The following is a 14,236-nucleotide window of genomic DNA, read 5'->3' as shown; positions in this document are numbered from 1 at the left end:
GCGTAAACTATAATCAGGTTTTCATAGACGGGCTGCGTGCTCATCATAATGCTGAAAAGGTACTAATGGAACAGCTCATTGAGTTTATTATGTTAAGGTTCATCCGAACAATGGATCGAATTAAAACGGCTCTATTAACCTCAGAAAAGCTCGTTTACTTTGACAGATAGTCAATTTAGGTAAATTTATATTATTAATTTGCCGGCCGATTATGACTAAACAAGAAATTTCCGAAATCTACAACCGCCCTTTGCTGGATCTCATCTATGACGCGGCGACTATCCATCGCAACAATAACGATTATAGTGAAGTGCAGATCAGCAGCCTTGTGTCTATCAAGACCGGTGGCTGTACAGAAGACTGTGCTTATTGTCCGCAGGCGGCGCGTTATCATACGGATGTGGATGTGCATGCGATGATGAAGGTTGGCGAGGTGGTTGAACTTGCGCAAAAGGCAAAGCAGGCCGGTTCATCTCGTTTATGCATGGGAGCAGCGTGGCGGGAGGTGAGAGATAACCGCGACTTTGACCGCGTAATAGAGATGGTGTCTGCAGTTAATGCATTGGATATGGAAGTATGCTGCACACTGGGGATGCTTACTTTTGAGCAGGCAACCAAATTGAAAGATGCCGGCTTATATGCATATAATCACAACCTGGATACCTCTGAAGAAAACTACAGTAACATAATAACCACGCGCACTTATGATGATCGTTTGCAAACACTCCATAATGTTCGAAAGGCGAACCTTACAGTGTGTTCCGGAGGGATCATTGGTTTAGGAGAAACTGAACAGGACCGAATAGGCATGCTGCATACGCTTTGTAATTTACCGCAACATCCGGAGTCGGTGCCTATCAATGCTTTGGTAGCTGTTAAAGGGACGCCACTTGAAGATCAGCAAAGAGTTTCTGTTTGGGAGATGGTGCGGATGATTGCTACTACCCGGATAATTATGCCAAAAACGGTTGTGCGTTTATCCGCCGGGCGCCTGGAAATGAGTGTGCCCGAACAAGCCTTATGTTTTATGGCCGGTGCAAATTCCATATTTGCAGGTGATAAATTACTGACCACGCCGAATCCTTCTTTTAACGATGACATGCAAATGTTTGAAATTTTAGGGTTAAAACCCCGAAAAGCATTTAAGAATGAATCAATCGGTTGAACAAACTTTACAGGATATTCTTAATAAACGAAAAGAAGAATCGATGTACCGCTATCTGCAGGTCAATGAAAACCTTGTGGATTTCTGTTCCAATGATTATTTAAGCTTTGCCCGCTCCACCGCAATAAAGGGACAGATAAAAAAGATTACCGAGGGAACAGATTTTCTGACGGGGTCAACCGGGTCGCGTTCAATTTCAGGCAATACTGCTTATGCTGAAGATCTCGAGAAAATGCTTGCTGGTATTCATCACGCAGAGGCGGGCCTGCTTTTCAATTCAGGGTACGACGCCAACGTCGGCTTGTTTTCGTGTATCGCAAAAAAAGAAGATTTTTTGATCTGCGATGAGCTGATCCATGCGAGTATTATTGACGGGTGCCGCCTTAGTTATGCCAGCAGGTTGCGTTTTGCGCATAATAGTGCAGATGACCTGGAAAAGAAACTACAGCATGCTTGCGAGAGGCTGCTTTCGACGCACGGTCAGATCTTTGTAGCTGTTGAATCGGTCTATTCTATGGATGGTGATATAGCTCCGCTAATACAGATCGCCGCCCTTTGTAAAAAGTACAAAGCGAACCTGATTGTTGACGAAGCTCATTCAACAGGCGTTTATGGTGATCGCGGACGGGGATTAGTAAATCATTACGGACTTGAACAGGAGGTATTCGCGCGGGTGCATACATTTGGTAAAGCCATTGGTTGTCATGGCGCAGTAGTGTTTGGCAGTAATGTCCTGCGAAACTACCTGATAAATTTTGCCAGGAGTTTTATTTTTACAACGGCGCTGCCGGCTCATTCGCTGGTGGCCATAAAGTGTTCTTATGACCACTTATTGGCAGATACTTTTAGCAATGCGTACTTGCATCAGCTGATCAGACATTTTAAAAAAGATTTTAAGCCGAAAAAAGACATCTACCTGGTTGAGAGTGACAGTCCGGTGCAAAGCGTAATTATTCCAGGTAATGTGCGTGCGATGCAAGTTTCTTCTGAGTTGCAGTCTGCGGGCTTTGATGTGAGAGCTATCCTAAGTCCTTCCGTTCCCCCTGGTAAGGAGCGTTTGCGTATAAGTCTGCACATGCATAATACCATTGAGCACGTCGACCGGCTGAAGCATACGTTAAACGAAATTCTTTTTACATGAAGCAATTTGTGATTGCAGGAATAGGAACCGAAATAGGAAAGACCTTTATCTCGGCAATTCTTACTCAAGCCCTGAAGGCCGATTACTGGAAACCTGTGCAGGCTGGGAACCTCGACTTCACCGACACCGATTTTGTTAGAGAGCATATCAGCGATGCAAATTCCTTTTGTCATCCGGAAGGGTATCGCCTCACAGAGCCTATGTCTCCGCATGCGGCAGCAGCCGCCGAGGGTATCCGTATAGATCTGCACAAACTTACCATCCCTGTAACGACTAACCATCTGATCATAGAACTGGCCGGGGGGCTTATGGTGCCTTTAAATGATCAGCAACTAAATACCGATCTGATCCGGGTGTGGGGCCTTCCTGTTATCCTTGTTTCGCGGAACTATTTAGGCAGCATTAACCATACTTTAATGTCAGTTGAAGTGCTGAGACAGCAGGGGGCCAAGGTGACCGGCATTATTTTCAATGGGGAGGCGAATCGGGCATCGGAAGATTTCATCACTCAATACACAGGTTTGCCCTGCCTGGCTAAAATTTTACCTGAAAAGACCGTAAATAGAGAATCAGTGTCCCGATTAGCTGATGAACTCCGGGACAGTTTAACGCAATATCTTATATGAACCTATCATCCAGAGATCAGCAGGTGATCTGGCATCCCTATACCCAGGCGCAGTTAAGTGAGGCACCCATTGCTATTGTTAAAGGCGAAGGCTTGTATCTCTTTGATGATGCCGGTCATAAATATATGGATGCAGTGTCTTCCTGGTGGGTAAACATTCACGGTCATGGTCATCCCTATATAGCCCAAAAAGTGTTTGAGCAATTGCAAACCCTCGAGCATGTGATCTTTGCGGGCTTTACTCATCAGCCGGCAGTTGAGCTGGCTGAACGGCTGCTCTCCATACTACCCGCCAACCAATCCAGAATATTTTACTCCGACAATGGTTCTACAGCAACTGAAGTGGCAGTGAAGATGGCGGTTCAGTACTGGAATAATAAAGGTCTGAAAAAGAATAAGGTCATTGCTTTTGAACATGCTTATCACGGTGACACCTTTGGCGCGATGTCAGTGAGTGCCCGTAGCGCTTTCACTAATGCCTTTTCCGACTTGCTTTTTGATGTTATCCATATTCCACTGCCGGTTAAAGGAGAAGAGGCGCTGGCAATCAGTCAACTAAGGGATCATATCAGCGAAGGCAGCGACACTATAGCTGCTTTTATCTTCGAGCCCCTGGTATTAGGAGCTGGCGGAATGCTGATGTATGAGGCAGCTGTATTGGATGAGCTGATTAAAATATGTTCAGATAATTCCATTTTAACAATTGCTGATGAGGTAATGACCGGGTTCGGCAGAACGGGTAAACACTTTGCCTCGGGCTACTTGTCCGGTCAGCCGGATATTGTTTGTATGTCAAAAGGAATCACCGGCGGTACGATGGCTTTCGGAGCCACTTCCTGTACCAATGAGATCTATTCAGCGTTTTTATCTGATGATCGGTCGAAAACTTTTTTCCATGGCCATTCTTATACTGCTAACCCGGTTGCCTGCGCGGCCGCTCTTGCAAGCTTTGACCTGCTTGTGAATGATGAGTGCCAGGAAAACATCAGGCGAATCAGCGCGAGTCATCACCGCTTTAGACAGAAAAATTCAGCGCATAGGATTCTGAAGAATCTTCGCAGCACCGGTACTATACTCGCAATGGATATTGAAACAAATGAGAATACTTCGTATTTTCACTCCTTAAGCACCCGGCTTTATCAATTTTTTCTCGAGCGGCAAATCATCCTTCGTCCTCTTGGAAATACAGTGTATCTGATGCCGCCTTATTGTATTAATGATGATGAGCTGGCTTTGGTATACGGGGCGATCGAATCATTTGAATAAGTAGAGATCTAATAATATTCATGATATTATTTTTGATTAAATGCTATATTCAGCGATCTGAAATCTTCCGGTCTTTTCATTAAGGTTTTGCAGTAAATTAAAGATATCTAATTCTTATTATGAACAACGTAACGTCTGGTTCAAAATCTACTGTTGAATTGGAATCCTTCTTTGAATTATCGCCTGACTTATTGTGCATTGCAGGCTTCGATGGGTTTTTTAAAAGAATTAATCCTGCTGTTTCTAAATTGCTGGGCTATAGCAATGAAGAGTTGTATTCGAAGCCAATAGATCAGTTCGTATATCCTGAGGACCGGCATTTTACATCTGGTGTCCGCGATCAGCTGACGAAAAACAAACCCCTTTTTAATTATGAAAACCGTTATGTTACCAGGGACGGTGAAATAGTTTGGTTGGCCTGGACATCACTTCCAGTTGAAAGTGCTCAGCTGATCTTTGCCATAGCTAAAGATATCACCCACAGAAAGAAACTTGATGGAGAACGAAACCTGCAACTTTCTAATTTAACGAGAATAAATAAATCGCTCAAGCAGTTAAACTATACTACTTCTCACGATCTGAGGGCTCCGGTTAATAATTTGCTTTCCGTTTTCAATCTGCTAGACGTCTCTACTATTGAACATCGCGAAACACTGGCTTTCATAAATATTCTCAAATCATCGGCCGAAAACCTGAAGAAAACCCTGGATAGCTATGTAGATGTCTTGAATCAGAAAGAAGGCCTAAATGAAAAAGTTGAAATAGTAAATTTAAATGAAACGCTTGACGTAGTATTAGCCTCGATTAAAGCGCTTATAGCTACTTCAAAAGCTGTGTTTCATATCGATTTCTCAGCAATTGAGAGTATTACATTTAATCGGGTATACCTTGAGAGTATATTTCTGAATCTGATCACAAATTCGATCAAGTATGCACAAGTAGATCGTTCGCCGGTTATTTCCATTCGTTCTCAAAAGATCGATGGAATTAATCAGCTGGTTATTTCTGATAATGGACTCGGCTTTGATATGGAGAAGGTGAGGGGCAAGATCTTTGGCTTTCATCAAAAGTTTCATAACCATATTGACAGTAAGGGAATCGGACTTTATTTAGTATATAATCATATTACCGGCTTAGGCGGACATATTTCGGCGGACAGCAAAGTGAACGAAGGGACCACATTCACAATATCTTTTAAATAGTTTCAATCCAGCTGCATCCGAAATTAAGTGCGATTGTTCATGGCAAATTAAAACTATCTCAAAAACCTGGATTAAACACTTTAAAAAAAATGTGATGTTTGCATCTTCTTAATTTGTTAATATGGCGTCCTACAAACAACTATTTCAGAACAACCGCAAATGGGTAGAAGGAAAACTGGCTAAAGATGCGCAGTTTTTTGAAAATCTATCCAAAGAACAAAATCCCGAATACCTTTATATCGGCTGCAGTGATAGTCGTGTAACCGCCGAAGAGATCATGGGTTTAGGGCCGGGTGATGTCTTTGTTCACAGGAACGTCGCGAATCTAATCAACCATACCGACCTGAGTGCCATAACAGCTATTGAGTATGCTGTAAAATATCTCAAGGTAAAACACATCATCGTTTGCGGACACTATAACTGCGGGGGTATCAAAGCGGCTATGGAACCAAAAGACCTGGGAATACTAAATCCCTGGTTACGTACCGTACGGGATGTTTACCGTATGCATAAGTTAGAACTGAATGCTATAACCGATCAGCAGAGCCGTTATAACAGGTTGGTCGAATTAAATGTAGTGGACCAATGCATTAATATTATCAAAATGGCTACTGTTCAATTAAGCTATAAATCAAACGGCTATCCGCAGGTACATGGTTGGGTATTTGACATTCATAATGGGAATATCATAGATCTGGAGATCAACACAGTTGAAATTCTGGCAGAGATCAGCGAGATCTACGATCTGACTAAATAGCTCAAAAGGATACAGTCTAAGCCTGACGCAATCTATCTCTGCAAACGTTCTTTAATCGGATGAATCGCCATTTCTCGGGATTACACTCCAGTGTTGTTGAAAAGTGACTGTTAAAGTCGAGCGATTATGAAAACGATTAATTGTTCGGAACAAAAACAACATTATTGATACAATAAAAACTGAAGGACTTAACACGGCAGATTTTACTAAATTTAAGATAGTTAAGTCTTGGCGACACTTTTATGGGCAAGATATTCTTCCTATTAATCATCTTTTCTTTGTTGGCCATCGAAGCCAGAAGTAACAATCTCGATTCCGAGCCTGTTAAAAGGAAATACTTTACTGCAAAGTTCAAGGGGGAAATCTCTCTGGACGGCATACCCGATGACGGAGCCTGGAAATCTGTTGAATGGGGAAGCGGGTTCATACAATCTCAGCCAGATGAGGGAAAAGCTCCCTCACAGGAAACCGGTTTTAAAATAATTTACGACGAAAAGTTTCTCTATATAGCCTACAACTGCCATGATAGTGCACCTGACTCCATTATCAAGCGTATGGGCCGTCGGGATGAGTTTCCTGGTGACTGGGTAGAGGTGAATATTGACAGCTATCATGATTTAAGGACTGCATTTTCTTTTACAATTTCAGCTTCCGGGGTCCGCGGCGATGAATTGGTTTCTAATAATGGTAATTATTGGGATACCAGCTGGAACCCGATCTGGTTTGCCAAAAGCCACATCAATGATACCGGCTGGACGGCCGAGGTGAAGATTCCTCTAAGCCAGCTGCGTTATGGAAACGAGCCAGCGAAAGTATGGGGCATTCAGTTTACAAGGCGTTTCTTCAGAAAGGAGGAACGTTCTACCTGGCAGCCTATTCCTCAGAACTCGGGAGTTTGGGTAAGTGGTTTCGGCGAACTCCATGGCATTAAAGACATACCCGTTCACCGACAGGTTGAATTAGCACCTTATCTTACCTCGCAGGCAGATAAATATCAAAGCGAGCCGGGCAATCCTTTTGCTTCAGGCAGCGACTTGAAGCTAAGCGGAGGCCTGGATGGTAAGTTCGCCGTCACGAATGACCTGATCCTTGACTTTACTGTTAATCCCGATTTCGGGCAGGTAGAAGCTGATCCCTCGCAGGTTCGAATCGATGGCTTTCAGAACTTTTTTGAAGAACGGCGGCCTTTCTTTATTGAGAGCAGGAATATCTTTGACTATCAGCTGACGGGCTCCGAGGCAGGGGGAGATTATGATAGCGATCTTTTATTTTACGCCCGTCGTATCGGTAGTTCGCCGCATAAATATCCGCAGTTAAATGGAGGTGAATATGCCTCTGTACCCCAAAATACCTCCATACTCGGTGCAGCTAAATTCAGTGGGAAAACCAGGAATGGATGGAGTATCGGCATTCTGGAAAGCATTACGCAGCGGGAAATGGCTGATATTGACCTGGCGGGACAAAGAAGGGAGGAGCTGGTTGAGCCTCTAAGCAATTTCTTTGTAGGAAGGGTGCAAAAAGATTTTAAAGGGGGTAACACCATTATAGGTGGTATTATCACAGGAGTAAACCGGGAGAACGGACTGGAAGATATACTGCATCGGAGTGCCTGGACCGGAGGACTTGATTTTCTTCATTACTGGAATAACCGGACCTGGTATATTCGGGGTAATGTTGTATTCAGCCGTGTGGAGGGAACTAAAGAAGCGATACTTCAGACCCAAACCAGTTTTGAACATCTATTCCAGCGACCCGGAGCGAGTGAGTTTTCTGTAGACGGCAACCGCACCTCACTAAGCGGAACGGGTAACACGATCAGATTTGGAAAGATTGGAGGGAAAGCAGGTAAATGGGGGCAGGTATTTAAATTTGAAACTGGCATCACTACGCGCTCACCAGGTCTTGAATTAAATGACATCGGTTTTATGCTCACCTCGAATGAAATCAATCATTTCACCTGGGCCGGATTTCGCTTTCAAACACCCTTCTTTATATTCAGGAACGCCAACTTAAATTATAACCATTGGTCGAGATGGGATTACAGCGGTAAATTCATTTACCAGGCCTTCAATTTTAATTCGCATGCAACCTTTACTAACAACTGGCAGGCCGGCACTGGATCAACATGGAATCCTTATGATATATCCAACAGTGCCCTCCGCGGGGCTACAGCTCTGCGACGTCCTGCAGGTATCAGCCATAATATTTACATAAATAGTGATTACCGAAAGAAGGTCAGCGTGAACGCTAATATGCAGAACTTCTGGGGATTTGATAATACTGTTAAGGGTCATGATTCCGGCCTGGGTATTACAATTCAACCCTTAAATGCACTCAACGTTAGCCTTAGTGCAAATTACTCTAATTACTGGAGAAGACAGGATCAATTTATAAGTAATGTAAGCACTGCTAACGGTCAAAAAACAATAGTCGGTAAGGTGGATCAAAAGACCCTGCGATTTACCGGCAGATTAAGCTATAACATCTCGCCGGATCTGACCCTGCAATATTATGGACAACCATTTATTACACGTCCTGTCTATGATAACTTTGCCCTTGTTTCCAACCCCTTCGCTAAATCCTATGATAGGCGGTTTAGTCCATTTAAGTCCAGTGTGATAGACTTCAGCAATGGCATTTACAATGTAGATGAAGACGAGGACGGGATAACTGATTATAGTTTTAATAAGCCTGACTTTAATTTTGTTCAATTCAGGTCTAACCTGATCATGCGGTGGGAATATAAAGCGGGTTCTGAATTATACTTCGTTTGGGCGCAGGGAAATACCCCTGATGTTGCTTCTGACTTATCGACACCTTTATCGGAAAGCTTATGGAACAATGCTTTTGCCAATCAAGCCAGAAACTCCATTTTAGTAAAGTTAACTTACAGGTTTTTAAATTGATTAAGAGACAGAAACGCTGGTGAGTTTTCAAGTTAATTGCCAGTGTAAATTACGACGGGCTTTATTCCTTGGGTTAGGACAGTGAAGCGATCAAGGGCTTTAGCCTAACCAATGTTTGGCTAAAGCCCCCGATTTAAGGCATTAATGATCTCCAGCTAAAGCTGGAGGCAATTGACTAAGAAACAGAAACCCTGGTGAGCTGCTAAGTTAATTGCCAGTCAATTGCCATGGGCTTTAGCCCGTGGATCGGGAAAAGTGAAACCAAGCCAGGGCTTTAGCCCAACCAAAGTTTGCCAAAGCCACCGTGCGAAACATTCAATACCTCCATCTAAACCTAAGGATAGGCGATCCGGAAGCGAAAACTAAAACAATGAACACAGACCACCCTTCGTCAGACTTAACCTCCCTCTCCTTCGAGCCTCTATCCAAAGCCAATTGGGATAAATTCACCCAATTATTCGGGGTTAAAGGCGCTTGCGGCAATTGTTGGTGCATGTATCCGCGGCTTCCCACGAATGATTTTAATATGGGGAAATTAGATGACGGTAATAGAAATGCAATGCATGAGGTTGTTCTGGCGGGAAAGCCAGCGGGAATCCTTGCATTTTACAAAGACCAGCCTGTCGCCTGGTGCGCATTCGCACCCCGGGAAGATTTTATGAAGCTCGAAAGATCACGGGTTCATAAACGCATTGACGAAAAGCCGGTTTGGTCTATTCCCTGTACGTTTATCGACAAAAAATTCAGGGGGCAGGGACTGTCTGTAGCATTGCTAAAGGGAGTTATTCAATATGCCAAAGAAAATGGTATCAAAATCATCGAAGCCTATCCAACAATTCCAACTCAAAATAAGTTGCCGGATGCATTTGCCTGGATCGGCTTATATAAATCCTTTGAACGAGCCGGTTTTCAAATAGTAGACCGTACTTCTAAAAGCAGACCTATGGTACGTTACTATCTCTGAATAATGGAAAAGTAAAGTTTACCGGGTGGATACGGAGCCCCAGGGTTATAATAGCGCTCACAGACTCGGATCACTCATTATGTCAAATTTAAAATTTGTGGAGCGATGTTTGTAGAGGACGATCAAATAAAAACTAAAAATATTAAAATGCAACAAGGTACAGTCAAATTCTTCAATGAAACCAAAGGTTTTGGATTCATTACACCAAGTGCAGGTGGTAGCGAAATTTTCGTTCATTCTTCAGGTTTAATCGATTCTATCCGTGAAAACGATACAGTTGAATATGAAGTTGAGCAAGGTCGTAAAGGCGAAAATGCGGTGAATGTAAAAGTAATCTAATTAGAATTATATCTATTAGTCAAAAGCCTCTGCTGACAAGCAGAGGCTTTTTATTTGTGATTATCCGATGGATCGCTCATTACTATACCAACTTTTGAGAATCAAATAAAATCTCTTTCATTTTATCTACGTGCACCTGGATGGCATCAGCTTTTTCTTTGTAGCTCTTAGCCATCGACACAAAGCCTCTTTTAGAGTTATCTCGCTCCATTTTTTGTAAAAGAGTTTTTCGTTCTTCCATGATTCGTAAGGCTACCCACAGGGTCGACTCAAATACCTGTTCCTGTTTAACTACAAGGTCAGCCTCGGAATAAGAGTGGCCAATATGACAACGGTACCGGTTTCGCTTGTTCTTGCCTTCCCCTTCGGCGTTTATCGTCCATAGTCCTCCGCCACAATCCGGACAAGCATAAATACTTTTCTCTCCCAATTGCTTCACGTTATCATAGTCCACCACTACCCGCTCAGCTATTTCTGATTCGATAATCACATCAGGAGGGGCGGGCACTTTTACCGGATCAGTCTGAGTTATCGTATAGATAATTTCGCCCATAACAGCCAGCGAAATGCAATGATCCACTTCCATCAAGTTCAATACGGCAAGAGGCATGTCCGGATATTCTGCCTCATTCGGATCCTGCACAATAGAAATTCCCCCGCTTCTCTTAATGGCCAGCATCCCTGTAGAGCCATCATCAAGCAAACCCGTCAGGATGACTCCTATACACCGGGTACTGAAGGCTGCTGCTGCCGAACGAAATAATACATCAATTGAAGGCTTCCAACGGTTTTCTTCTGGTCCACGGCCCAAAACAATCCGATCTTCTTTTACAAGTAGATGAACATCCGCTGAGGCGATGTAGATACGCCCTCTCACCAGTGGCATTCCTTCTTGCGCCATTTCACATTTTAAAGATGTGAGGCGCTGCAGCCGGAGCATTAGAAAATCACTTATGCTGGTCTTGGATAGATGCATAACTATGAAGAATGCAGCATTTATTTCTTTTGGTATTTGCTCAACAAATTCTGAGAGTGCATTCAGACCACCGGCGGAGGTTCCGACGACAACTACAAACTTTGGTGATTCCATTTTGTATAAATTAAAACAGTTAAGAAAACTCTTTGCAAAAAGTGGATTCTGGAAAGAGTTTCTTTAAGAACGCTGAAAAACTACTTGTGTTTCCTTTATCATTAGAAGTGGATTAACGGGATGCCATCAAAAACAATTGCCACTTTTGAGAACTTGCAATAGGCTGAAATATGTGGCTGAAATTGTTGATTACTTTGTGCAGCTTTTACCTGCTAATTTGCGGGCTTTTATTCTTTTTCCAGGAATACCTCATCTTCTTTCCCGAAAAACTACCCCGGAATTACAAATTCAAGTTTAATCAAATATTTGAAGAGATAAATATCAAAACAAAGGATCAAAAAATGATCAACGGGCTATTGTTTAAGACAAACAGTTCAAACGGATTGATATTCTATCTTCACGGAAATGCCGGATCCCTGAGAGCCTGGGGGGACGTAGCTAAGACCTATACCGGTCTGAATTATGATGTATTCATGATAGATTATCGTGGCTTTGGAAAAAGCGAAGGGAGGGTACACAGCGAACGTCAGCTATATGAAGATTTGCAGACTGCCTACGATGAAGTGAAGTCTGAGTATGGCGAAGATCGCATCGTTGTTTTGGGATACTCAGTCGGAGCAGGCCTGGCGGCGAAGCTCGCCGCGTCGAACAACCCGCGCTTACTTATTCTGCAAGCGCCATTCTTCAATATGACGGACCTGATGAGGTATCACTACCCGATTATTCCAACTTTCCTGTTAAGGTATAAATTTCCAACGAATGAATTCATTAAAGACTGCAGGATGCCAATTGTTATTATACACGGAAAACAGGATGAAGTCATTTATTATAATTCATCACTGAAGCTGAAGAGACTACTAAAAGCTGGAGATACAGTGATTACATTAGATCCTCAGGGACATAATGGGATGACAGGTAATCCGGAGTATATAAAGGCCATAAGGGAAGTACTTAGGTGTTAGGTATTAGGTATTAGGTATTAGGTGTTAGGTTTAGGAATTAGGTTTTAGGTTTTAGTTCCGGGTATTAGGCGGTAGGAATAAAATGCTGGAAGTATTAACTCGATTGGCCTTAGTGTCATAAACATATAAACGCATAAACCAATACACCGGACAACTTATAACCCCCATAACCATTACTCGATCCACTCAATTATATCCGCCAACACCTCTTTGTTTATTTCATGTGCAATTGGATATTCATGATAACTTAATTGAATTTCTAAGCTTTCTAAGTATTCTTTTGCTTCCCTGGCATATGCAACAGGCAGGGTATTGTCAAGAACGCCGTGTGCTAAAAATACTTTCAGTTTGTGGAGGGCTGCATCCTTTTGTACCAGAGGTCTTACTTCTTCCAGAATCCTGCCGCTTAATGCAATTACACCTGTAATTTCAGCCGGATGGGTAAGACCAAGTGTGAAACTCATGATAGCCCCCTGGCTAAAGCCGCCAACGTAAACCTGGTCCAGATTATACTGCTCCTTCAATCTGTCTATAAAGAACAGGAGGGTTTTCCTGCTTTTTTCTTCTTGTTTCGCATTGATAATTGGCTTACCAGTTGAAAAGTCAACTTCATACCAGGCATTATTTTCCTGCGCCGACAGTACAAGGACCTCTTGGAGATATTACGAGAACATCCTCCGGGAACTGATTTGAAAAACTGAACAAATCCTGTTCGTTGCTTCCAACGCCGTGCAGTAAAATAACTGCCTTCTTTGCTTCTGATCTTGTATTCGGCTCCCTGGCCAAAAATTGCAGGGCAAATTGACCGTCAGCGGAAGATAAAGTGTCTTGTGGATTCATTGTCTTTTAGATTTTATACGAACTATTAAATTACCCGATTTTCACCGATGTCATAGTAAGTGAGCCTCCAACTGCCTTATCATTGAAAAATGAAACCTCGTCCTTCTTACCTTTTAACCCCAGACTGTACATCAATGGCAGGTAGTGCTCAGGAGTCGGAATTGCCAGCATGGCCTCTTTACCCAGGCTGCTGTAGTTGATCAGCGGTTTATGATCTCCATTAGCAATCAGGTCTTTAAATTTACTGTTTATTTGGGTAGCCCAGTCGAACGCATATTCTGTGTCATTCAGCCTGTCCCAGGCAACCATCCGGAGGTTATGCACCATATTGCCACTGCCAATGATCAACACCCCTTTCTTTCTTAGGACGCTCAGTTCTTTCGATAAATCATAATGATATTGGGGACCTTTAGTATAATCGATACTTAACTGCAGCACGGGAATCTGAGCTTCGGGATACATATGGCGGATCACCGTCCAGGTGCCATGATCCAGACCCCAGTCGTGATCTAATTCAACATTAGCAGAGTGTAATAATTCAGCGGTTTCTTTTGCAAGCGCAGGATTGCCCGGTACATTATATTGTACATTAAAAAGCTCCTGGGGGAAGCCGCCAAAATCATGAATAGTTTGAGGGAAATCCATTGCCGTTATGCGTGTTCCCTTAGTAAACCAGTGTGCCGATACGACCAAAACGGCCTTCGGTACCGGAATTTCGCTCGCCATCTTTGTCCACCTGCGACTGAATTCAGTATCTTCAATTCCGTTCATGGGAGAACCATGACCGATAAACAAAACAGGCATGACCTCATCCTGTTGAGGAAAGTCACTTGTTAGGTTTTTGAATGCCGCTAATGTTGTCAAACCTGCGGCTGCTGTCGCTATTGTCATAATAAATTGTTCCCTTTTCATCTTTAGATATCTACCGGCTTTGATGACAGAAAATGTATAATGCCGTCCGATTAATCGCCGGTTATTT

At 43.0% G+C, this 14,236-nt stretch carries 14 protein-coding genes; 10 read left to right on the top strand and 4 right to left on the bottom strand.

What is annotated here, in order from left to right; all coding sequences use genetic code 11:
• Window positions 1-211 precede the first annotated feature (211 nt).
• The 9 genes from bioB (at window position 212) to AC1MCB_RS08990 (ending at window position 10,365) form a co-directional block, all read left to right on the top strand.
• Complete coding sequence (gene bioB, locus AC1MCB_RS09030; protein ID WP_479968419.1) at window positions 212-1,165, top strand: biotin synthase BioB; 954 nt, start codon at window positions 212-214, stop codon at window positions 1,163-1,165.
• A complete protein-coding gene (locus tag AC1MCB_RS09025; protein WP_479968418.1) occupies window positions 1,149-2,306 on the top strand; it encodes an aminotransferase class I/II-fold pyridoxal phosphate-dependent enzyme in 1,158 nt (385 codons plus the stop codon). Before bioB ends, AC1MCB_RS09025 begins: the two co-directional genes overlap by 17 nt.
• On the top strand, window positions 2,303-2,932 hold the full coding sequence (gene bioD, locus AC1MCB_RS09020; RefSeq protein ID WP_479968417.1) for a dethiobiotin synthase: 630 nt from the start codon (window positions 2,303-2,305) through the stop codon (window positions 2,930-2,932). The genes AC1MCB_RS09025 and bioD overlap by 4 nt, the downstream gene beginning before the upstream one ends.
• Entirely contained in the window at window positions 2,929-4,197 is a 1,269-nt protein-coding gene (bioA, locus tag AC1MCB_RS09015) for an adenosylmethionine--8-amino-7-oxononanoate transaminase (RefSeq protein ID WP_479968416.1), read from the top strand. The genes bioD and bioA overlap by 4 nt, the downstream gene beginning before the upstream one ends.
• Before the next feature lie 119 nt (window positions 4,198-4,316).
• Window positions 4,317-5,399 carry a PAS domain-containing sensor histidine kinase gene (locus AC1MCB_RS09010; RefSeq protein WP_479968415.1) on the top strand — a complete coding sequence of 361 codons (1,083 nt, stop codon included), beginning with the start codon at window positions 4,317-4,319 and terminating at the stop codon, window positions 5,397-5,399.
• 121 nt (window positions 5,400-5,520) lie between these two features.
• Complete coding sequence (locus AC1MCB_RS09005; protein ID WP_479968414.1) at window positions 5,521-6,156, top strand: carbonic anhydrase; 636 nt, start codon at window positions 5,521-5,523, stop codon at window positions 6,154-6,156.
• A 242-nt stretch (window positions 6,157-6,398) separates the two neighbouring features.
• Window positions 6,399-9,062, top strand: a complete 2,664-nt coding sequence (locus AC1MCB_RS09000; protein WP_479968413.1) for a DUF5916 domain-containing protein — start codon at window positions 6,399-6,401, stop codon at window positions 9,060-9,062.
• Window positions 9,063-9,432: 370 nt separating this feature from the next.
• Window positions 9,433-10,026 carry a GNAT family N-acetyltransferase gene (locus AC1MCB_RS08995; RefSeq protein ID WP_479968412.1) on the top strand — a complete coding sequence of 198 codons (594 nt, stop codon included), beginning with the start codon at window positions 9,433-9,435 and terminating at the stop codon, window positions 10,024-10,026.
• 147 nt (window positions 10,027-10,173) lie between these two features.
• Complete coding sequence (locus AC1MCB_RS08990) at window positions 10,174-10,365, top strand: cold-shock protein (RefSeq protein ID WP_479968727.1); 192 nt, start codon at window positions 10,174-10,176, stop codon at window positions 10,363-10,365.
• A gap of 82 nt (window positions 10,366-10,447) precedes the next feature.
• Here the strand turns inward: AC1MCB_RS08990 and AC1MCB_RS08985 are convergent, their stop codons facing one another.
• A complete protein-coding gene (locus AC1MCB_RS08985; protein ID WP_479968411.1) occupies window positions 10,448-11,455 on the bottom strand; it encodes a chemotaxis protein CheB in 1,008 nt (335 codons plus the stop codon).
• Between the two features lie 170 nt (window positions 11,456-11,625).
• Here AC1MCB_RS08985 and AC1MCB_RS08980 point away from each other — a divergent pair, with 170 nt between their 5' ends.
• Entirely contained in the window at window positions 11,626-12,417 is a 792-nt protein-coding gene (locus AC1MCB_RS08980; RefSeq protein WP_479968410.1) for an alpha/beta hydrolase, read from the top strand.
• Between the two features lie 173 nt (window positions 12,418-12,590).
• On the opposite strand, the gene AC1MCB_RS08975 is transcribed toward AC1MCB_RS08980, so the two are convergent.
• Genes AC1MCB_RS08975 through ygiD form a run of 3 tightly spaced genes read right to left on the bottom strand, consistent with a single transcriptional unit; the run spans window position 12,591 to window position 14,169 of the window.
• On the bottom strand, window positions 12,591-12,998 hold the full coding sequence (locus tag AC1MCB_RS08975; RefSeq protein WP_479968726.1) for an alpha/beta hydrolase: 408 nt from the start codon (window positions 12,996-12,998) through the stop codon (window positions 12,591-12,593).
• 40 nt (window positions 12,999-13,038) lie between these two features.
• Window positions 13,039-13,257 carry a hypothetical protein gene (locus AC1MCB_RS08970; RefSeq protein ID WP_479968409.1) on the bottom strand — a complete coding sequence of 73 codons (219 nt, stop codon included), beginning with the start codon at window positions 13,255-13,257 and terminating at the stop codon, window positions 13,039-13,041.
• A gap of 30 nt (window positions 13,258-13,287) precedes the next feature.
• Window positions 13,288-14,169 (bottom strand): 4,5-DOPA-extradiol-dioxygenase, encoded by an 882-nt coding sequence (gene ygiD, locus AC1MCB_RS08965; protein ID WP_479968408.1) that lies wholly within the window; start codon window positions 14,167-14,169, stop codon window positions 13,288-13,290.
• Window positions 14,170-14,236: the final 67 nt, after the last annotated feature.

It is taken from the genome of Daejeonella sp. AP26, assembly GCF_056680515.1.
This window is presented reverse-complemented; position numbering and strand designations above follow the sequence as displayed.